We start from the raw sequence: 20,470 nt of genomic DNA on the forward strand, positions 1-20,470 counted from the left end.
TCCCGCGAGGCGTCCGCGCGAGCGTCCGGGGGCCGGCCCGGGAGCCCCGGACGGTCAGCTCTCCGGCGCCCCCGCCCAGGACGCGGGCCACGGCCCCAGACCGGCGAGTGACTCGGAGTCGTCGACGAAGGCGCGGGCCACATCGGCCAGGCGCCGGTTGTGCGCGCGGGCGTAGCCGCGCAGGGAGCTGAACGCCTGCTCCATGTCGACGCCCTGGCGCTCGGCGAGCTTGCCCTTGGCCTGTTCGATCAGTACCCGGCTGTTCAGCGCCGTCTGCAACTGCTCGTTGAGCAGCGTGCTGCGGTGCGCGGTGCGTTGTTGCAGAAGACTGATGGTGGCGACGTCGGCCAGGGCCTGGGCCACCAGCGTGACGGCCGGATCGAAGGGGCCGGGCGCCGCGCGGAAGAGGTTCAGGGCTCCCACGGTCTCGTCCCGCAGGCGCATGGGCAGGGCCTGGACGGCCCCGAACCCGCCGACGTGCGCCACGGCGACGAAGCGCGGCCAGCGCTCGGCCTCCCGGGTCAGGTCGGGGACGATCACCGGGGCGCCGGTGCGGAAGCACTCCAGGCAGGGGCCTTCGTCGTTCTGGAGCTGGAAGAGCTCCAGCAGACGCACCTGTTCGTCGGAGGCGGCCATGACCCGGAGCCTGCCCTCCCGGTCGGCGAGCAGTACCCCGGCGGCGCCGGCGTCGAGCATGCCGACGCAGCGGTCGGTCAACAGGCGCAGGAAGTCGATGAGGTCGAAGTCGGCGACCAGGTTGTCGGCCAGCTCGACGAAGGTCCTGGCCAGAAGTCGTTGATCCATCGTGGGCACCCTCGGCTGCGACTGGTTTCCACCCCGAGGGGCGGGGACGGGTGGGTCGTTCCCGGGCCGGCGTCACCTGGGTCAGGCTTCCTCTCCGCCCTGGTCCCCCGACACGGCGGGTGGGAAACGCGGCCCACGGGTCCGTGTGTCCACGCCGGCCCGGTGCAGGACCGCGGGGTGGCCGGCGGCGCGGGTCCGGCCGGTGATTTCGCCGATTCCCCCTTCCCGGCGGCCTGCTTGACTCGGTCCGAGCCGGCCCCGGCCGATCCGCGGGGATCGGAAGCAGGCACGACCCGCGCCACCGGCACGGGTCGTGCCGACGCAGCCGCCGGTGTGACCAGAAGGGATCCCAGACATGTCTCGCATCAGTGGGCGCCTGCGCTTACTCGGCGCTGCGGCCGTCGGCATCATGGCCGTGGGTACCACGGGCGCCGCGGCACCCCCGGCCTCCGCCGCCACACCGGTCTACAGCGAGGACTTCTCCGACGGGCTCGGCACCTTCACCGCTTCCGGTTCCGTCCGGACCGGAACGTACGGTGCCCGCCTCAGCGGGTCGCTGTCCTCCACCCCGTCCCTCGTGTCCGCGCCCGTCGACCTGACCGGGTACGACGACCTGACACTGTCCTACACCCGGGCGGCGTCGGGGCTGGACCTCGGGGAGACGTTCACCGTGGCCTACTCGGTCGACGGCGGCTCGTTCACCACGCTGGAATCCGCGCGCACCGCCACGGGCGCCGTGTCGTTCCCGCTGCCCGACTCCGTCGAGGGCGGTGACCTGCGGCTGCGGTTCACCCTGCAGGCCAACAGCCTTCTGGAGACGCTGACCGTCGACGACGTGCTGATCGAGGCCGCCGGCGACGGCGGCCCGACCGACCCGCCGACCGGGTCGCTGCCCCCGGTGGACGACGTCACCGCGCCCGGCCCGTACGCGGTGACCGTCGACGAGTCCGCCGGCCCCGGCAACGACGGCTGGCTGGTGTACCCGGCCGACGCCGGCCGGAACGGTGTGGACCACCCGGTCTTCGTCTGGGGCCCGGGCGCGGGGTCCGACCCCGCCGACTACGAGGACATGCTGCGGCAGTGGGCCTCGCACGGGTTCGTCGTCTACAGCGAGGTCTCGTCCAGCAACGGTGCCTACATGGTCGACGCCCTGGACTGGCTGGAGGACCAGAACGCCAGCGCGAGGAGCCCGCTCCACGGCGACCTCGACCTGTCCGAGGTGGCCTTCGGCGGCCACTCCCGCGGGTCCCTCGGCACCTTCGACGTGGCCGACGAACCGCGGCTGGAGACCACCGTCCACGTGGCGGGCGGCTCGTTCGACGGCAACGGTCCCGACAGCCTCCGCAATCCTGCCCTCTACATCGGCGGGGACGAGGACTTCGCCACCGCGAACATGGAACGCGACTACACCAACACCGACGTGCCGGTGTGGTTCAGCATCCTCGACGACACCGACCACATCCTCGCCACCCGCAACGGCCAGCACGTCATCACCGCCTGGCTCCGGTGGCATCTGGCCGACGAGGACTTCCGCCGCACCCAGGACTTCCTCAGCCCCAACTGCGGCTTCTGCGGCCTCGGCGACGCCCGGTACAAGAACTGGTGACACGACGCCGGCCGGCCGGCACGCCCGGGCCGCCCACCGGAAACCTCCGGTGGGCCGCCCGGACGGTTCAGACCGCGTCCTCCCACGCGGCACGCCGCTTCACACCCGCCGCGCCGTGTGCCGCCCGGCGCGGACCCGTGACACTGCCCAGCCAGCCCAGCAGGAACCCGGCCGGCACCGTCAGCAGGCCCGGGATCGTCACGTCCCAGAGCCTGAAGTCGTGGTCCGGGAAGATCGACTCCGGCGTGCCGGACGTGTACGGCGACAGCGCGAGCGCCGCGACGCTCAGCACCGTGGCCCCCCACAGGCACCACAGCGCACCGCGGGCGGTGAACCCGGGCCAGTACAGGGCGTACAGCAGGACGGGGGCGAGGGCGGCGCCGCAGACGGTGAGCCAGAGTGTCGAGACGACCACCAGGTTCCAGTCGGCGGCGACGACCGCCACGGCCGCGGCGACCGCCCCCGTCGACGCCGCCGACCACCGCGACGCGGCACCGTCCGCCCTGCCCGCCGGACTCCCGCCGGCGGGCCTGCCGAAGGAACCGAGCACGTCCCGTCCCAGGGCGATGCCGGCGGCGAGGGTCACGTCCACCACGGCCGCGAGCGCGGTGAGGAAGAGGACGCAGGCCAGGGCCGCGACCAGGAGGCCGCCGTCGTCGAGCGCCCGCCCCAGCATCAGCGGAGTGAACACCTGCGCGGCCGGACCGGCTTCGCGCAGCGCCTCGCCGACGAGGGCCGCCGCGCCGACGCCGACGACGGCGAGCGCGCCGTACAGCAGGGTGAGTTCGCCGAGCATCCAGCGGCCGACGGTCCGGGCGCCGCGCGGGCTCTTCGTCGAGATCGCCCGCATCAGCACGGCGGGCATCGCCAGGGTGGCCATCGACATGCCGAAGGTCTGACCGACCCGGTTCACGGCCCCCACCCACCCCTCACCGGTGTAACCGCCCGGGCGCAGAAAGCCCTCGCCCATGCGCGAGCCGTGCGCGGCGGCGTCGAGCAGCCGCCCGGGGTCCCCGCCGAAGCGGTGGAGCACGAACACGGCGGCGACCACCAGCACGGGCAGGGTGATCGCCGACTTGACGATCATCACCACGCCCGTGCCCCGGATCCCGCCGCTGACGGCCAGCGCCGTCATCACGCAGCCGATCACCACGATGCATCCGGTCCGCACACCGGGCCGGCCGATCAGCGCTGCGGCGACGTTGCCGACCACCACCAACTGCACCACCAGCAACGGGAAGCAGACGAACAGGGTTGCCACGCCCCACGAGACGCGGACGGTGCGCCCGCCGCTGCCGCGTGCGTCCAGCAGGTCCGCCGCCGTCAGCGAGGCGTGCCTGCGCAGCGGCTCGATGATCAGCACGAGGAGCAGCATGACGCCGATCAGACTGCCCAGCATGACGCCGAGGCCGTCGAAGCCGAACGTGGCGACCATGCCCACCAGCACGGTGACCGTGGCGACCGTGGTCGTGTCGCCGCCCATCGCGATGCCCTGCTGCCAGGAGCGCAGCCGGCGGTGGTCGGACCGTCCGAGGGCCCGGTCGTCCTCGTCGGCGCCGGTGACGACGCACAGCATCAGACAGATGACGACGAACACCGAGAACACGGCGAAGACGAGGGACCGGGACGAGGGATCGAGCAGCGTGGTCACGACCGCCTCCGGGCGTCCGGCTGCGGCTCCAGCCGGTCGAGCCGCCGCCCGTACGTCACCAGCGCGTGCAGTCCGACGGTGAAGGGCACCACGGCCAGGATCAGGCCGAGGCTCACCGGCCCGGCGACCCGGGTGCCGTACAGGGCCGGGACGAGGGCGGCGAGCAGCACGTAGAGCAGCCAGACGACGGCGATCCGGGCGCCGAGCCGCAGCCCGACGGCCAGTCGCGCCGCCTCCTCGGCGTCGTGGCGCTCCCGCCGCGCCGGAGGTCGCGCGCCGGCTGCGGGCTCGTCGGGATGCGGCGGTCCGTGCCAGGGCTGCGGTCCGAGGGACATGTGGGCGGCTCCGCTCACGCTCATCCGGCACCCCGGTGGGGGCGCGGGTACGGGTGTAGGGGTGGGCGCGGAGTCAATCAGACGACCGCGCGGTCCCGTACGCCCTCGCCGCAGATCTGTTCCGCCGCCCAGCCCGGAGCCGCGCGGACGGTGAACGGGCACTGCCCGACCGGGAACCGGGGCGGCCGGACGGCGCCGAGGCGCAACGACGGGCCGACCGGACGGCGTGGCTCACCCACGGCCCCGGAGAAGCCCGGGGCACAGTCCCGGAGACGCCGCACAGGCCGGGAGAGTGCGGGGTCCTTCGGCGGAGCCCCGCCCAGAGGGCGGGCGGCCGGTGCGTGACCGGGTGTCATGTGCCGGTGGGCCGGGTCCCCCATGCCTGGAAGAGTGTGGCGTGTACGACCAGGGTGCCGGGATCGTCGAGGTGCCGGGAGAGCGCCGCGATGTGGTCGTCCAGTTCGGCGTCGGTGATGAGGCCGTGCTCGGTCAGGGCCGCCCGGCACAGCTCGGCTCGGTCGACGAGCAGGGTCTGGTAGGGGTCGGTGTGCTGGAAGACGTGCGTCGACGCCCGGACCTGGACGTCCCGGAGTCCTCGCCGGCGCAGCATGCCGGGCAGTCGGCGGCCCAGCATGACGTCCATGCCGTTGCGGCGCCAGAGTTCCGCGATCGCCGTGACGAGGCGGTCCCAGGAGGGGTGGGGCGGTTCGCAGATCCGGGTCAGCCAGTCGACGTCCTGCACGGCCACGGTTCCGCCGGGCCTGGTGAGGGCGACCATCTCGTCGAGCACCCGGTCGGTGTGGGGGACGTTCATGAGGACCAGGCGGGTGTGGACCAGGTGGAAGGAGGAGGGCGGCAGGCCGGTGTCCGCCGCGTCCGCGTTCTTCAACGAGACGTTGGACAAGCGGCGTTCGGCGAGGGTGCGGCGGGCCATCTCGATCATGCGCTGTTCGGCGTCCACCCCGGTGACCCGGCCGGTGTCGCCGACTCGTGCCGACAGCTCGTCCATGATGCCCAGTGGCCCGCAGCCGACGTCGAGGGCCCGGTCGCCCTGGTGCAGCGGCAGTCGGTCCAGCAGGGCGTGCGTGTCGTTCTTCAGCAGCTCCCCCTGGAAGATCAGGCGTCGGCGCTCCTCGTCCTCGGCTCCGAGGAGGTAGGGGGACGGGGTGGAGGGGGTGGTGGTCACGGGCTTTCCTTCTGTTCGGGCGGGGAGGTGGAGGTCTGCCGCAGCCGGTCCCGGAGGTCGAGGAGGTGGCGGCTCAGGCCGGGCAGGTCGGCGGGGCGGAAGGCGGTGGGCAGGTCGGCTCCGTACGCCCGGAGGGCGGCGTGCGTGCCGGGGGTGAAGCGCAGCAGGCCGTCCCCGCCGAGCCGTACGCCGTCGAGGTGCTCGCGCTCGCGGTGGAAGGCGACCGCCTCGGCGCGGGAGAGCCCCGGGGGCAGCCGCAGGGAGAGGACGGAGCCGTCGATGCGCACCGGGTAGCCGCCCGGCAGCCCGTGTGGCGCGGGCAGGTGACCCGTGTAGGAGGCGGCGGGGTCGGTGAGGGCGTGCAGAGCCGGCACGGCGCTGTGGGCGCCGAGTTCGTTGAGGAAGTCGCGGGGCATGGCGCGGACCTCGCCGAGCACCTCCGGCAGTTCGGTGAACGGGGCGCCGTCCAGCCATCCGGCGGCCTCGTCCCGCGGGTCGTCCGGTGCGGTCAGGTGCGCGTGGTGTGCCAGCAGCGACAGGCGGGAGCCGTCACGCAGGCCGAGCCGGGCGCGGGTCGCGGTGGCGAGGGTGGCGACGTTGCCCAGTCCGCACAGCACGGGCAGGCCCTCGGCGTGGAGGACCGGGTTGACGAGGTCGGGGAAGCAGGCGTTGACCACCTGCGTGCCGGGCGAGGCGTCGGTGCAGGCCAGGACGGAGTCGCGGACCAGCGCGGCCTGGAGGGGCAGTGTGGCGCCGAAGCCGGCCCGGCGCAGGAGCCGGGACCAGTCGGAGTCCCGGGTGCGTGCCTCGCTCGGCGACTGCGGTGAGGCGCAGACGATCAGCAGCGCCGGTCGCAGGGCCCGCAGGAGGGGGCGCAGCCGGTCGGCCGGGGCGGGTCCGGCGTCGTGGGGGGCGAACGTCACCGGTGTGCCGGCCAGCGTTCCGTGTCCGGCCGCGAGCGCGGCCGTGTCGCGGGCCCGCTGGAGTGTGCGGCCGATGACGTGGACGGTGGTGACGCGGTGCGGGTGATGGGCCAGGCCGCGCAGCAGGCCCTGGGCGAACGCTCCGGTTCCCAGTACGGCCCACGGACGGGCCGGGTCGCCGGTCACGGCGTCACCGGTACGGGCGTCGGGACGGTGCCGTCGAAGAGCGAGGTGACGGGGACGGTGTGCGGCCCCGGCAGACCCGGGCAGCGGGCGCTGAGGTCGAGTCGGGGCGGGCGTTGGTCGTCGGTGAAGTAGACCGGCACGAGTGAGCCGTCCGGCCGGTGGGAGAGCAGCGGGTTCGCCACGAGGAAGTCGCGCAGGGCGGGGGTGTCGCGGCGCGCGTAGAGGCGGATGCGCTTGGTGGAGAAGTGGTTCGGTGGAAGATCGACGCGCGGGCCGAGGCGGCGTTTCCACTGGAAGATGCCCTTGCTGATGAACGCCTCGGTGCCGTAGAAGTCGACGCGGGGGACGCCCTGCGCCTGGGCCCAGCGCAGCAGGTGGTGGTAGACCGCCTTGAAGGTGCCGTCGCGGTAGAGGTGCTCGTCGCCGTCCAGGACGCCCAGGAGGCGGGTGGTGAGCGTGGTCCTGTCGGCCGACCAGTGGCACAGGACGCCGGCGACGCGGTGGCCCGCGTCGGTCAGGAAGAAGAGATTGCCGTTGGGCAGGATGGCGTGCCGGGCGACCGGCCAGGCCTCCGTGCGGCTGCGGTCGCCGTGCCGGGTCGCCATGGTCGGCAGATGCATGCGCCGGTAGAAGTACTCGAGGGCGTCGGGGGTGGTGTCCTGCGTCCACGCCCAGTCGTGTCGTGCGTGGTCACGGCGGAACTGCCAGCGTTCGCGCTTGGAGATCCGCCGTTCCAGGTCGTCGAGCCGTGCCGGTACGTCCACCGTGAGATGGACGCGGAAGGGTGCGGTGATGCCGCGTTCCGCGGGCAGCCGGGCCAGTCGGCTCGCTTCGGCCCCGATGACGACCAGGTCGGCCGGGGGCAGGGCGCCGCGGGCGAGATCGCGCCATGCTACGAGGCCTTGTTCCCGGCCGGCGGTGTCCATGCCGAGCATGCTTCGCTGGTGTTCCAGCAACTGGAGGATGTTGGTGCGGCCGGCGGGCAGTCCCACGTAGGCGATGTCCAGACGGCCGCGCCGCTCACGGGAGACGACGGCCTGCACACGCGCCGGCGCGTCGTCGACGATGCGCCGGGTGGTCCGCCATGCCGGGCGCCGGCTGTTGTTCCAGGTGTAGCGCAGGCGTGCGGGCAGTGCGGGGACGAGGCCGGCCGCCCGGCGCGCAGCGGGCGGGCGGGCCGGCCTGGCCGGTTCGGAAGAGCGGGGTGCGAGCAGCAAGGGGGCTCCCTGTCGCGGCGGGAGGGCTGGGGTGGCGCGGGGCGCGGACGGGGCGCTGCCCCGCGCCGTCGCGGTCAGCTGACCGCTTCGCGTACGGCGAGGGCCAGTTCTCCGGCGTCCGTGACCGGCCGCAGATGCCCCTCGGGGACCGCCTCGTAGTCGCCGGCGGCGTAGGAACCGGAACCGTGGACGAGGATGTCGTCGGTGTCCACCAGATCGCGGTCGATGGCGTTGAGTACTCCGGTCAGGGCCATGACCAGGGACCACTCGCGCAGGTGCCGCGGGTCGGCGGGCAGGTGGACACCGGTGGGCGCGAGCAGGGAGCGCACGGCCGGGTAGCGGTCGAGGCACTCCGCCAGGGAGACCACGATGCCGCCCCCGCCCTGGCGGCGGATGATCTCGTTCATACGGGGTGAGGTCGCCGGCCGCCGGGTGTAGAAGGTCGCGTCGAGCTGTTCGTCGGGTGCGTAGGCGACTTGGGGGAAGTGGGGGTCGTGGGTCTGCACGAGCCGCCCGTCGCGTTCCGTCCAGCGCGGGCGGTAGTCGAAGCGGTCGTGGTAGAGGCTGGAGACCATGTCCGGGGTGCCCAGGTGCTGGACCAGGAAGTAGCCGGCCGAGGTGTCCGGCCACTGCTTGCCGGTGATGTGCCGTTGCCCGTGGAAATGGCCCAGCAGTCCGAAGGCGCTGGACACGGCGTGGGCGTGCAGCCGGGGCGCGCTGGGCAGGCGGTCGCGCTCGAACAGGGCGCGTGCGGTGTCGGCGACGGCGTAGTTGAGCAGTTCCAGCGAATGCCACAGCCGTACACCGTGCTCCCGGTGCAGGACGGGGGACAGCGTGTCGGTGACGGAGCGGGCGAGCTCCTTGACCTGGCCCGGTTCGGCCGTGTGCAGCACGGTCAGCGGGTTGGCCCGGCGCAGGTCCGGGTCGTCGGACAGGGCGGAGCGCCACAGCTTGGTGCCGGACGAGGAGGGGACCACGCAGGCGATGCCCAGGGACTGCGGGGTGGCCAGGCCGCACTCGTGGGCGCGCAGCACGGCGTCCCTGAGCGCGGTCGCCTTGTTGGCGCTGGACGGCGTGAGGATGACGACCCGTTCACCGGTGCGCTCGATGTGCGCGACCGCGCGCGCGACGATGACCAGGGAGGCGTAGGTTTTCGTGGTGCGGGTGCGTGGGTTGTGCATCAGGTGCAGCAGTCCCACGCGGCGGCCCCGGTGTTCGGTCAGGGGGTGGGCGCTGATCGTGCTGGGGGCGAAGAAGGCGTCCAGTGCGGGGCTCGGGCGCGGCAGTTCCCAGCGCGGTGCGAAGGCCGCGGCGTCGTGGTGCGCCTCCTTCGCGGTCTCGTCGAGCACTCCGCGCAGTTCCGCGTCGTAGTGGGCCAGGGCCGCGGGTAGTTCGACCCGGTCGGTGGCGAGGGGCGGGGCCGAGGTCACGAGGCGGCTCCTTCGAGCATTTGGTCGCCCCGGACCAACTGCGCGGCGTCCGTCTCGGCGGGTACGTGGGCGGGGTCGGTGCCGGTGTCCCGCGGGCGGTTGTGCCGGTCGACGAAGACGACGTCGGGCTTCAGCGCTCTCGCCTCCTCGTCGCTGACGGTGGCGTACGCGATGATGATCACCAGGTCGCCGACGGAGATCAGGCGGGCGGCGGCACCGTTGATCCCCACCACCCCGCTGCCGCGGGCGCCCTCGATCACGTACGTGGTGAGCCGGTTGCCGTTGTCGATGTCGACGATGTCGACCTGCTCACCGGGCAACAGGCCGGCGGCGTCCATCAGGTCGCGGTCCAGGGTGAGGGAACCGACGTAGTGGAGGTCGGCCTGGGTGACGGTGGCGCGGTGGATCTTCCCGTGGAGCATGGTGCGGTGCACGCGTTTCTCCTTCGCTGGGAGGTCAGGCCGCTATCTGGATGCGACGCAGATGCCTGCTGCGGTCGGTGAACGCGTTGCGGGCGTGCAGCAACCGCCAGTTGTCCCAGACCAGCATGTCGTTGCGCTGGTAGGTGACGGCGACGTGCTCGGCCTCGAAGGCGCGCTTCCAGCGCTCCTGGAGGTCCGCCGCGGGGTCGTCGTCCTCCCGCAGCAGGTTGTTGCAGCTGAAACGGACGATGAGTCCCTTCTCGTGCTCCTCCAGGATCGGGTGCCGGGTGTTGAGTTCGAGCCCGAGGCGTTGGACGCCTTCGGTGGTCTTCCAGGCGTAGGTGTGGTCCAGCAGCCGCTTGCGCTCCTCGTCGGGCAGGGCCTGGACCCAGGGCCGGGTGTCGCACAGCGTGGTCTCGCCTCCGGGCCCGGAGGCGGGGGTGACACACCACAGGGCGATGTGGCGGGGCGGCAGGACGGCGAAGTCGTACCCCTCGGTGTGCGGGGTCAGCGGACGGGTGTTGCCCGCGTGGTAGACGTCGTCCATACCCGGCTCGGGGCGGACGTCGCCGACCACGGCCCCCGTGTAGTTGGGCACGAAGGAGCCCATTTCCCGGCAGAACCTGACCTGGTCGAAGGTGTCCGGGACATTGCACATCAGGACGTATCCGTGCTCGTCCATGAGCTGGTGGAAGGTTTTCGCCAACAGCTCGTCGCTCAACGGATTTCCGTTGAAGTCGATCTGGGAAAGTATGCTCACTGGGGAGTGTGACAAGACTGCTCCAGGGCGTAGATCCTGCGGCGTTGAAGGCGCTGACGCCATCTGAGAGTTGCTTTCACGTGCCAGAAGGTCATGGGCTGGTGGATTTTCCTCGGGTGCGCGGCGGCAGTTCCCGCCACAGCGCCTTCCGGCGTGGTGTCTCCAGCACGATAGGCCGCGCCACGGGGAGCGCGTCAATGCCCGGAGGCGGTCGTTATCCGGTCATCCGAAGTAAGACCGACCCTGGGACTGCCGGCCGTGAAGTCGCAGCACAGTAACGGTGACACCAAGGGCCAGTCCCGCAATTCAGCCCCGTCCCGATGGCCGGTTCGTATCATTTCCACGAACCCGAGAATAAGCTTTCCAAGGAGGGGTACTCAGACTCCTGCCGTCTGTCTTCACGTTCGCTCCGGTCCCTGAGAGGCGATTGTCATTACCGAGCGCCGAGCGCTCGGGTATCTTTCTCGCCGGAGTGCCGACGCCGTCGTACGGTGCGATTTCTGACCCATCCGCACCAGGTGCGGGCCAGATGTGAACGGGGCGGAGAACAGGTGAGTAACAGCAGTGCGCGGGAATCCGAGGCCGTGTCCGGAGCCGGCGTGGAGGGCAGCTTGCGCAAGGAGCTCGGGGCCGTACGGAAATTGCTGTACTCCGAAGCGGTGTCGGCCTTCGGCGGCGGTCTGTGGTTCAGCATGTGGGCCGTCTATCTGACGTCGGTCAAGGGAATCCCCGCCACCTCCATGGGCCTGGCCATGGGGCTCGGCGGCGGCGCCGGCCTCCTCGCCGCCGTGCCGGTCGGCGCCCTCGCCGACCGGCACGGCGCCCGTCAGGTCTTCGTGACCGTCAGCCTGGCCCGCGGGTTGCTGGTGCTGCTCTTCCTCACCACCGACGGCTTCTGGAGCCTGCTGGTGGCGGCGGCGCTGTTCACCGCCGCCGAGACGTCCGGCCGGGGCGTGAAGGTCACCCTGGTGTACCTCCTGATGCCGGACCACCGGCGCCTGACGGTGCTGGCCCAGACCCGGGTCGTCCAGCACATCACCTACGCCGCGGGCGCGGGCGCCGCCGCATGGGTCCTGTCCACCGACACGGCCGGCCCCTACTACGCCGCACTGACCACGGTGGCGCTCTCGGCCTTCCTGGCCGCCGCGGTGCTCATCGGCCTGCCGCCCACCCCGCCCGTGCCCGCCGCCCAGCGGAGTCCCGGCACCCGTGCCGTACGCGACATCCCCTTCCTGGCCCTGATGAGCACCACCGCGCTGCTCTCCCTGTGCTGGCCCCTCCTCTCCAGCGGCCTGCCCCTGTGGCTGAAGTACCAGACCGCCGCCCCGGTGTGGCTGGCACCGGTGACCGTCGTCATCAGCTCCCTGTTCATCGCCCTCTTCCAAGTACGCGTGACCCGGCAGGGAAGGAACCTGCGCGGTGCGGTCCGCTCCACCCGGAAAGCCGGGATCGCCCTGGCCGTCTGCTGTCTGCTGCTCGCCGCCGCAGCCTGGCCGGCAGACGCCCTGCTCTCCTCCCTCGTCGTCCTGGCCGGCCTCGCCGCCCACATCTACGGCGAACTGCACTACGTCGCCTCCCGCTGGGGTCTTTCCCTGCGCCTGATGCGCCGCGACGCCGAGGGTGAGTACCAGGGACTGGCGGCGAGCACCGAAGGAGCGGTCGCCACCGTGGGACCGGCCATGATCACCACGCTCGTCACCGGAGCACTGGTCGGCGGCTGGGCCGTGCTCGCCGTGATCTTCGTGGCGGCCGCCACGCCCACCCCGGCACTCTGCCGACGGGCGTTGCGGGCGCGCGGGTCACGGGGTGCGACCGGCCCGGCGCCTCGCGCGAAGCCGGACCGGTGAGGAGGGGCTCGGCTCAGGCCCGCCCCTGGGTGGTCCACCGGAACCGGTGCGGCCGGGCGGCGAGTTCCTCCGGTGCGTCTTCGGCGTGGTGGTGACCGGATTCGATCGGGCCGCCGTCCGGACGGTCCCCCGCCCGGTTCCGCCAGACCTCCGGCACAACACCGTAGAGGTCGGCCGTGCCGTCGCGAGTGGCCCACCGCACCTGGAGGGCACCGTCACCGCGTCGGCCGGCCTGCCGGATTCGGGGCGGTGACGGCCGGATCCGGGCGGTGGCGCCGGATCCGGCGGGCCGAGTGATCACATCTCGTAGTCGAGGGACCATGCGGCCGGCTGGCCCATGTGCATCTCGAAACGGCCGGTGCCGGTCAGGCCGGCCAGCTCGCCGCTGCCCGAGCCGGCCACCACGGTCAGGTCGGCCTTGACCGTTCCGTCGGCGAACGTCCCCTCGTGACGGAGCACGAAGCCGCCGCTGCGCCCGCCCAGGGTCGTGGTGATGTGCTCGAGGCCGAGGAACGTGACCGGGGCGCCGTCCTGTTCGGGGTAGACCAGCAGGTACTCGACCGTGCTCACCTCGGTCTCCATGTCACCCCGGTAGGCGTTGCCCACCTCGGCCCGGTGCAGCTTGGGGGTGACGCCTTCCGGCGTCAGCGGCTTCTCGTCCCAGCTCTTGTTGTCGAACTGACCGGATGCGTTGCTCATTCTCCACTCCCGAACCGTGTTCGCTTGCGGGTGGCACGACGAGGTGCGGCCCGCGGCCCGACGGGACGGTCTCCTCGCCCTGGGCCGGCAGGAAGCACTGTGTGTTCCGAGCTGACGACACTAGCGCCCGGCACTGACAGCGACGGACCAACGAGAGCGGCCAGTGCGGCTGTTGGCCCGGACCTGGTGGGCGCCGGCCGGCGGCCGGTGGGTGACGGGCGATGGTTCGGTGACCGTTCGACGACGGAGAGGGCCGGGCTCACTCCTCGGCCAGAGCGCTGGTGGAGGGGGTCGCCGACCGTCTGTCCCGTAACGCTCACGATTTCGGCCAACCCCGGGCTCGCGGCGCCGAGTTGACCTTCGCGACTGCTTCGATTACCCCTGGTGGCACGTTCCCGGAAGTGAACGGCGATCGGACATACGTGTCAATGTGGACTTACTTGCGATTCGGTCTCCCCGTCATGGAATCCTGTGTCCTACGTGCGGGCGGGGGATCACGGTGAGTCCCGATTGCAGATCCGAGGAGTGAACGTTGATCAGCCAGATAGCGGGTGCCCCGCAACCCGGCGACGGAGAGGGCGGGGGAGAGAAGCCGGGCCGCCGGGGTACGGTTCGCTACCTCAAGGACGAGGCCGTGCCGTCTGCGCCACGGATGCTGTGCGGGTACGTCCTGCGGAGCCGGCGCAAGGCCCTGGGCCTGAAACTGCAGGACGTGGCGGGCCGGATGGGGTGTTCCAGCTCGAAGCTGAGCCGGATCGAGAACGGGCACCACGCCTTCAAGGAGAAGGACCTGCTGCGGTTCTTCGCGGTGTACGAGGTCCAGGACAGCGAGCAGCAGAGGGTCTTGCTGGGGCTGGCCGAGATTGCCAACCAGCCGACGTGGTGGCAGAAGTGGTCGGCCGTGGCCCAGCCGTACGTGCAGGCGGTGGTCAGCTTCGAGGACATGGCGACGCGGATCAAGGCGAGCAGCGCTCAGCTGGTGCACGGCCTGTTGCAGACCCCTGCGTATGCCGAGGCGCTGATCCGGCGCGGGCGCGGCGGGAGCGGTGTCCACGATGCCCTGCTGGCGTTGCGCAGGGAACGCCAGGAACGGTTCACGTCCGCACCGGACAAGAACCTCATCGTCGTGATCTACGAGGCCGCGGTTCTGCACGCCGTCGGCAGTCCGGAGATCATGGCAGAGCAGATGGATCACCTGGTGGATCTGTCCGCCAGGCGCACCTACCAGCTGCGCCTGGCGGAGCAGGGGCGCTATGACCTGCCGGTCGAGCTGGGCACGACGACGATCTTCGACTTCGAGGGCCGTGTGCCCGCGGTCGCCTACCAGGAAAGCGTGGACGGCGCGCTGTTCATCCAGGACGAGGAACTGGTGGACCATCGGGAGATTCTGTTCGACCGGTTGCGTGCCCGCTCGCTGGGGCCGCTCGCCACCCAACGCAAGCTGCAGCACCTGGCAGACAGATACCGTTCCTCGAAGCCGCGCTGACCGGCGCGCGCGCCGTGCACGTCAGGGCTTGCGGGCGACGCCGGCGTAGAGGGAGACCTGCCGTTCGGTCAGCACACCGGGCCCGCTGCCGGCCTCCGGGCGCCACCGGTGGGCCAGGACCACGCCCGGCTCCACCAGTTCGAGGCCGTGCTGATCGAAGAAGCCCAGGATCTCCGGGTGGCTCCGCACCTGGGCCGGGGTCCCTCGCTGGGTGTAGGTGTCGGTGATGGCCTGCCATGCGGCGGGGTCGAAGTCTCCGGTGCAGTGGCTCAGGCTCAGGTACGAGCCCGAAGGCAGAGGGGCCAGCAGGCGCCTGACGATGTCGTAGGGCTGTTGTGCGTCGATGACGAAGTGCAGGAGGGCGTGCAGGCTGAGTGCGACCGGGCGGTCCAGGTCAAGGATGTCCCGCTCCGTCACGGCGGCCCAGACCTCCTCCGGCTTGGTGGCGTCGGCCTGGACGTAGCCTGTCCGCCCCTGGGGAGACCCGTCGAGAAGTTCGTCGGCGTAGACGAGGACGATGGGGTCGTTGTCCACGTAGACGACCCGGCACTCGGGTGCGACTTCCTGTGCCACGTCGTGGAGGTTGGGCGCGGTGGGGATGCCGGTCCCCACGTCGATGAACTGCCGGATCCCCTGGTGCGCGAGGTAGCGGACAGCCCGGTGCATGTAGGCCCGGTTCACCCTGGCCACGGTCTCGATCGCAGGGAAAACCCGGACTACTTGTTGGGCGGCTTCACGGTCCACGGCGTAGTTCGTTTTCCCGCCGAGGTAGTAGTCGTACATGCGCGCACTATGAGCCTTGTCCTGCCCTAAGTCCGTGTTCGCACCGTCCCGCCCTTGTTCGGACACAGGCTGCTCTCCCACGGCACACCCCCAGGTTTCCGCCGACCGTCCGCCCACGTCAGGGGCGGGATGCACTTGCATCATCTCTATCCATACTGGCCGGTCACCGGCGATGTCCAGAGCTGCTCGATATCGTCGGCGTGCAGCCGGGAAAGTTTCGCGGGCCGGCCGGAGCCGTCAGACCCCGGAACGGTCGGACGGCGAGAGCTGCGTGGGCCGGGCACACCGTTTGCGGAAGCGGACGGTGTGCCCGGCGGTGACTCCAGACGGTTCAGACGCTTCCTTGCCTCACGGCGGCGACGAAGGCCCGTGCGGTGGCGGTCGAAACCTCCATGAGCGCCCCGTTATGCCGCTTGGAGTCGTCGAAGAGCACGGTCGCGCCCGACGGCTGCGCGACCTCGACGCACTCCCCTTCCGGATAGCTGTGTGAACTCTTGCGCCAGACCACGCCGACCCTGTCGGCATCCCGTCGTGACGTGTACGTCGGCTTCCTCACCGGATGACCTCCTGCGGTGAACGAGCACCTCGTTGACGAGATGCAATTGCATCTCGTCCGACTAGGTGAGGATCGCCCTCCCGCCGGCGATGTATGCGTGCTTGAGGCAACAATGTCTGGATTCAACCGTTGGCCCATGCAAGTGCAACCCGCAGGGCTATCGGTTCATCGCACTGTCGGACCGGCTACTCGGGACCCGCGACCGGTGGCGTGCCCTTTGCACATACTCCGTGCAGGTCGGCGACGCGCCGACAGCGCGGGCGCCCTGATCAGGGGAATCGGACGCAGGTGCGCTTTCTCCGTCAGTCCCGCGCTTCGACAGGGAGCGACCTCCCCCTTCACCGCGCACATAGGAGGACCGTCACTCGGAGACCGCTCGCTGGTTCTCCGGGCCGAAAAAGGGCGGAAGCGAGGCGCTGTTGAGCGCCTACCGTCGTACCCGCTTAGCCGACAGAGCTAGGCGGCACCAGGCCCCAGCAGTCGATTGGCGTCCTCCCGCCGGGGCCCGTGCCACGACTCTCCAAGGAGATCGCGTTGCCCCCCTCCCCGCGCCGACGGCGTCGTAAACCGCGCCACGCCCGACCCCGCGCATCTCGGCGATGCCTGATGTGCCTGGCCGAGTACGCGCAGCTTCTTCTCGGTCCCACCGGGATGGTGCCGTTCCTGCACCATCCCGGCCAATGGCCGCACGTCGCTTACGGCGTCGCCGTCGTCATCCTGCAACTGATCGGTCACCACTGTTCCCACCGTCCGACCAGGCCCGCCCCATGACCGCCACCCTGCGGAGCAGCGGAGCCACTCATGTCCGAGACCCCCGACTGTCCCTCGCCGCGCCCCACGCACATCGGCCTCGTCCTCGAACAGGTCCGCCGGCACGCCGACATCGAGCCTGCGGCCTTGGCATACAGGACGGGAGTCGACATCGAGTACGTGACCGGGGTGCTCCTGGGGACCAGGTTTCCATCACGCCGCTTCATCCTCCGGTACGCCCGAGCCTGCTGCGCGGACACACAAGTCCTCCTGAGGGTCTGGGAAGACGAGCACGAGCGCCGCTTGTCATCAGTCGGTGACTGAACTCCATCCCTGGCTCTCCGTACTGATCATGCCGTCGGTGCTGGGGATGTACCCGACGTGGGCTGTGCCGCGGAACGGCAGCAGATGGTGCTCGCAGAAGCTGACGATCTCGATGTCCCCGACGAGGACCATCTCGTCGTGACCGAGTTCGAAGGTCGTGCTGAGCACGTCCGCGGGCTCCTGTCCGACCCCGGCGAGCAGTTCCCGGTAGGCCCGGGCCACCCGCGCGGGCGTGTCACGCAGTCCCTCCCGGTCGGGGTCCTCACCGACAGCGATCAGCAGCTCGCGTACGGCGTGTTCGGCACGCTCGGCGTCGAACACAGCCGGTCGGACGGCCGGGTGTCCTGGGGCGGGAGTCAGGAGGGTCACGGAACTCGGGTCTTTCGTCCTGGCGCGGGTGACGGAGGAGGCTTCTCGCGGGCTTGGGCCGTGGTGGGTGCCGGGGCGGCGGACCGGAACCGTCCGTCCGCCGCCGCCCCGGCACGCTGGACGGCCGAACAGTGGACGGACGCGCGGGCGCGGACCGGCCCGCCATGCCGACGGGCATCTGGAGGACGACCGCCCGGTCGGGCACGCTGCACGGCCGAAGGAGCCCGGGACCTGGCGGGGGACGCGCGGCCGGGACCCGGGACCCGGGACCCGGAGCCCGCACACGGCACCGGTCGACACCCCGCCCCGGCCAGGGCGCTGCCGGATCTCGGCGGGCACGACGCCCCACCGTGCCCGCGCCGGGTGCGCACCACGGACACGCGGTCGGTGTCCGCGACGGCGACGCGCGGCGGAGGAGCCGGTCAGACCGATGCGCGCACGACGACCCGCGCGGGCGGCGGGCGCAGGCCCTCCGTGTCGAGGTTCAGGGCGAGGCGGGCGCTGAGCCGGCCGTGGGCCTCGGCGTCGACATGGACGCTGGTCAGCCCGGGGGTCGTGTAGGCGCCGTATCCGTTGTCGTCGAAGCCGATGACGGCAAGGTCGTCCGGCACGCGGCGGCCGAGGTCGCGCAGGGCCAAGAGGACACGCAGGGCGACGTCGTCGTTGAAGCCGGCGACGGCGGTCACCTCGGGGGCGCCGGTCAGGAACGCCCGGACGGCTTCGGCACAGGCGGAGCGTTCAAGTGGCGTGACGAAGGTCCGGGGGACGCAGATGCCGAGATTGCGCGCGGCGTGCCCGGTGAACTTCAGCCGGGTCGCGGCCAGCGGGGACTCGGTGTCGGGCAGGGCCATGGCGATGCCGGTGTGGCCGTGCTCCACCAGGTGGCGCAGTTGCATCGCCGCGTGGGCGGCGAGGCCGTCGCGCCAGCCGCCGCCGAGGTCGTCCAGTTCGCGGCCGGTGAGGTAGGTCTCGCCGAAGCGGATGACGGCGCGGGGCGCGATGACGTCCAGGATCTGCTGGGTGGACTGCGGCGTGTGCCGGCCGTGCCGGACGAGCAGGACGTGGTGGTGAGCGGCGAGTTCGGAGTCCAGGCCCTGGATGTAGCTCCGGGAGTAGTGGCCCTCCATGCCGGCGTCGATGTTCAGGACGACGACGCGGGAGGAGCCCTCACGCAGGGCGCGGGCGACCCCGTGCGGTACGTAGCCCAGTTCCCGGGCGGTCTGCTTGACCCGGTCCCGGGTCGCGGCGGAGATGGTCTGCCGGGGGTCGTCGTTCAGGACGAAGCTCACCGTGGCGCGGGAGACACCGCTGGCCGCCGCCACGTCGTTCAGCGTGACTCTTCCGGAACTGCCCATTACCCCTGCTCCGATGCGGTCGGCGCACCGTTCGCCCTGCGGGCCGGCGCACCGCCATTCTAGAATCCCCGGCCGGCACCGGAGTACCGGCCACCACACGGCGTACGTTCCGAGCCGTCGCCGCGTGCGGGCCGGCCGGGCCCGTCCGTTCCAGCCTGCACGCCGTCTGTATGGCGGCGGCATGGACCGGTACGGGCCCCGTCCCCACGGCGTCCGAAGTGACCGCCGGCGCCTCGGCCGGGGTAGTCGGCGCACGAGTCTGGTCAGCGATTACAGCCTTCTGCTAACTTGCGCTAGATCGTTCTAGCCCAGGAGGGGCCCATGCTCCGCCTTCGTCCGAGGGGCGGGGGCCGAAGCAAGTGGTCACCGGGCCGAAGCAGTCCCCGGGTCGCAGTCAACCGGGACTCGACCACCGTGAAAGTAGGAGTCGCATGACAGCCCCCAGCCTCCAGAACGGCATCGACAAGGCCGGCTCGCCCCTCGACCTGCTCTGGCAGCCGGATGCCGAGCCGTGGACACCGGAGGTGGTGGACCGCGAGTACGCGGGCTGGCGCACGGAGCAGCGCGCCTGGCACGAGGGTGTCGCGCTGCTGAACCTGTCGCACCACATGTTCGACCTGTGGATCGAGGGCCCGGACGCCACCCGGGTGCTGGCCGAGTACGGTGCGAACAACTTCGAGAACTTCGCCGTCGGCCAGGCCAAACAGTACGTGCCGGTGACCCGCCATGGTCACATCGTCACCGACGGCATCCTCTCCCGGGAGGCCGAGAACGCCTACGTGCTCAGCGGTGTCCCGGCGTCCCAGCACTGGGTGCAGTACCACGCGGAGAAGGCCGGCTACGACGTGTCCTTCGCCACCGACCCGTCCTCCGCGTTCCGTCCCGGCGGTGGTGACCCGAAGCTGTTCCGCTACCAGATCCAGGGCCCCCTCGCCCTCGAACTCATAGCGAAGGTCTTCGGCGGTCCGATCCCGCACACCAGGTTCTTCCACTCCACGCCGGTCACCCTGGACGGCCGCGCCTTCAAGGCGCTGCGGCACGGCATGGCGGGCCAGGCCGGCTACGAGTTCATCGGCCCCTGGGAGCACGCCGCTTACGTGCACGAGGAGTTCGTGAAGGCCGGGGAGCCGCTCGGTCTGGTCCAGGTCGGCGCACTGGCGTACGCGACGCCGAGCGTGGAGAGCGGCTGGATTCCCTCGCCGGTGCCCGGTATCTACACCGACCCCGAGCTGGCGGAGTACCGCGCGTGGCTGCCGCTGTTCGGCATCGAGGGCAAGCGTCCGCTCCACGGCAGCTACTTCTCCGAGGACATCGAGGACTACTACGTCTCCCCGTACGAGCTGGGCTACGGGAAGATGATCCACTTCGGGCACGACTTCCACGGCCGGGACGCCCTGCTCGCCGCCAAGGAGAGCGAGAACCTGCGCAAGAAGGTCACCCTCGTCTTCGACCCGGACGACGTGCGCCGGGTGATCGGCCAGGGAGCGGACCCCGGCTTCGTCCTCAGCTACGCCCGCCACCGGGTGGAGACCGCGTCCGGTCTGGCCGGCGTCACCATGCAGACGGCGGCCATCGACCCGGTCGGCACCGTCCTGTCCCTGACCCTGATCGACGCCTCGCACGCCGCGCCGGGCACCGAGGTGAGCGTGGTCTGGGGTGAGCACCCCGGCCGGGGGACCGACCCCGAGGCCGACCTCGGGTTCCCGCGCATCCGCGCCACCGTCCAGCCCAGCCCGTTCGACCGGCACGCCCGCACCGACTACCGCCGCGACGCCTGACCG

Annotated in this window: 19 protein-coding genes and 1 pseudogene; 5 read left to right on the forward strand and 15 right to left on the reverse strand. The window is 71.4% G+C overall.

Annotated features, from left to right (window positions below; all coding sequences use genetic code 11):
- Positions 1-54 precede the first annotated feature (54 nt).
- Positions 55-804 carry a GAF and ANTAR domain-containing protein gene (locus tag ACVV2G_RS29890; RefSeq protein ID WP_453845905.1) on the reverse strand — a complete coding sequence of 250 codons (750 nt, stop codon included), beginning with the start codon at positions 802-804 and terminating at the stop codon, positions 55-57.
- 355 nt (positions 805-1,159) lie between these two features.
- On the opposite strand from ACVV2G_RS29890, the gene ACVV2G_RS29895 reads away from it, so the two are divergent.
- Positions 1,160-2,410, forward strand: coding sequence for a poly(ethylene terephthalate) hydrolase family protein (locus ACVV2G_RS29895; RefSeq protein WP_453845906.1), 1,251 nt, complete (start codon positions 1,160-1,162; stop codon positions 2,408-2,410).
- Positions 2,411-2,477: 67 nt separating this feature from the next.
- On the opposite strand, the gene ACVV2G_RS29900 is transcribed toward ACVV2G_RS29895, so the two are convergent.
- The 9 genes from ACVV2G_RS29900 to ACVV2G_RS29940 all read right to left on the reverse strand — a co-directional run bounded on the left by ACVV2G_RS29900 (position 2,478) and on the right by ACVV2G_RS29940 (position 10,520).
- Entirely contained in the window at positions 2,478-4,061 is a 1,584-nt protein-coding gene (locus tag ACVV2G_RS29900) for a sodium:solute symporter family transporter (protein ID WP_453845907.1), read from the reverse strand.
- Positions 4,058-4,396: a DUF485 domain-containing protein gene (locus ACVV2G_RS29905; protein ID WP_453845908.1), complete on the reverse strand. Its 339-nt coding sequence runs from the start codon at positions 4,394-4,396 to the stop codon at positions 4,058-4,060. The genes ACVV2G_RS29900 and ACVV2G_RS29905 overlap by 4 nt, the downstream gene beginning before the upstream one ends.
- A 77-nt stretch (positions 4,397-4,473) precedes the next feature.
- Positions 4,474-4,635 carry a hypothetical protein gene (locus tag ACVV2G_RS29910; protein ID WP_453845909.1) on the reverse strand — a complete coding sequence of 54 codons (162 nt, stop codon included), beginning with the start codon at positions 4,633-4,635 and terminating at the stop codon, positions 4,474-4,476.
- A 113-nt stretch (positions 4,636-4,748) separates the two neighbouring features.
- Positions 4,749-5,582, reverse strand: coding sequence for a methyltransferase domain-containing protein (locus ACVV2G_RS29915; RefSeq protein WP_453845910.1), 834 nt, complete (start codon positions 5,580-5,582; stop codon positions 4,749-4,751).
- Positions 5,579-6,691: a hypothetical protein gene (locus ACVV2G_RS29920; RefSeq protein WP_453845911.1), complete on the reverse strand. Its 1,113-nt coding sequence runs from the start codon at positions 6,689-6,691 to the stop codon at positions 5,579-5,581. Before ACVV2G_RS29920 ends, ACVV2G_RS29915 begins: the two co-directional genes overlap by 4 nt.
- Positions 6,688-7,908: a GNAT family N-acetyltransferase gene (locus ACVV2G_RS29925; protein WP_453845912.1), complete on the reverse strand. Its 1,221-nt coding sequence runs from the start codon at positions 7,906-7,908 to the stop codon at positions 6,688-6,690. Before ACVV2G_RS29925 ends, ACVV2G_RS29920 begins: the two co-directional genes overlap by 4 nt.
- Positions 7,909-7,982: 74 nt before the next feature.
- On the reverse strand, positions 7,983-9,338 hold the full coding sequence (locus ACVV2G_RS29930; RefSeq protein WP_453845913.1) for a DUF6002 family protein: 1,356 nt from the start codon (positions 9,336-9,338) through the stop codon (positions 7,983-7,985).
- On the reverse strand, positions 9,335-9,772 hold the full coding sequence (gene panD, locus ACVV2G_RS29935; RefSeq protein ID WP_453845914.1) for an aspartate 1-decarboxylase: 438 nt from the start codon (positions 9,770-9,772) through the stop codon (positions 9,335-9,337). The genes ACVV2G_RS29930 and panD overlap by 4 nt, the downstream gene beginning before the upstream one ends.
- 22 nt (positions 9,773-9,794) lie before the next feature.
- Entirely contained in the window at positions 9,795-10,520 is a 726-nt protein-coding gene (locus tag ACVV2G_RS29940; protein WP_453845915.1) for a TauD/TfdA family dioxygenase, read from the reverse strand.
- Positions 10,521-11,071: 551 nt separating this feature from the next.
- Here ACVV2G_RS29940 and ACVV2G_RS29945 point away from each other — a divergent pair.
- Complete coding sequence (locus tag ACVV2G_RS29945) at positions 11,072-12,367, forward strand: MFS transporter (RefSeq protein WP_453845916.1); 1,296 nt, start codon at positions 11,072-11,074, stop codon at positions 12,365-12,367.
- A 297-nt stretch (positions 12,368-12,664) separates the two neighbouring features.
- On the opposite strand, the gene ACVV2G_RS29950 is transcribed toward ACVV2G_RS29945, so the two are convergent.
- A complete protein-coding gene (locus tag ACVV2G_RS29950) occupies positions 12,665-13,066 on the reverse strand; it encodes a DUF3224 domain-containing protein (RefSeq protein WP_453845917.1) in 402 nt (133 codons plus the stop codon).
- Positions 13,067-13,598: 532 nt separating this feature from the next.
- Here ACVV2G_RS29950 and ACVV2G_RS29955 point away from each other — a divergent pair.
- Entirely contained in the window at positions 13,599-14,552 is a 954-nt protein-coding gene (locus tag ACVV2G_RS29955; RefSeq protein ID WP_453845918.1) for a helix-turn-helix domain-containing protein, read from the forward strand.
- Between the two features lie 21 nt (positions 14,553-14,573).
- Here ACVV2G_RS29955 and ACVV2G_RS29960 read toward each other — a convergent pair whose 3' ends face one another.
- Positions 14,574-15,476 carry an SAM-dependent methyltransferase gene (locus ACVV2G_RS29960; protein ID WP_453845932.1) on the reverse strand — a complete coding sequence of 301 codons (903 nt, stop codon included), beginning with the start codon at positions 15,474-15,476 and terminating at the stop codon, positions 14,574-14,576.
- Positions 15,477-15,666: 190 nt separating this feature from the next.
- Complete coding sequence (locus ACVV2G_RS29965; protein WP_453845919.1) at positions 15,667-15,891, reverse strand: DUF397 domain-containing protein; 225 nt, start codon at positions 15,889-15,891, stop codon at positions 15,667-15,669.
- 801 nt (positions 15,892-16,692) lie between these two features.
- Between ACVV2G_RS29965 and ACVV2G_RS29970 the strand changes: the two genes are divergently transcribed.
- Positions 16,693-16,965, forward strand: a complete 273-nt coding sequence (locus ACVV2G_RS29970) for a helix-turn-helix domain-containing protein (protein ID WP_453845920.1) — start codon at positions 16,693-16,695, stop codon at positions 16,963-16,965.
- A 21-nt stretch (positions 16,966-16,986) separates the two neighbouring features.
- Here the strand turns inward: ACVV2G_RS29970 and folE are convergent.
- Positions 16,987-17,325, reverse strand: a pseudogene (gene folE / locus ACVV2G_RS29975) (GTP cyclohydrolase I); the annotation flags it as partial.
- A 431-nt stretch (positions 17,326-17,756) separates the two neighbouring features.
- Positions 17,757-18,689 (reverse strand): LacI family DNA-binding transcriptional regulator, encoded by a 933-nt coding sequence (locus ACVV2G_RS29980; protein WP_453845921.1) that lies wholly within the window; start codon positions 18,687-18,689, stop codon positions 17,757-17,759.
- Positions 18,690-19,120: 431 nt separating this feature from the next.
- Between ACVV2G_RS29980 and ACVV2G_RS29985 the strand changes: the two genes are divergently transcribed.
- A complete protein-coding gene (locus ACVV2G_RS29985) occupies positions 19,121-20,467 on the forward strand; it encodes an aminomethyl transferase family protein (protein ID WP_453845922.1) in 1,347 nt (448 codons plus the stop codon).
- Positions 20,468-20,470: the final 3 nt, after the last annotated feature.

It is taken from the genome of Streptomyces sp. JK94, assembly GCF_053613315.1.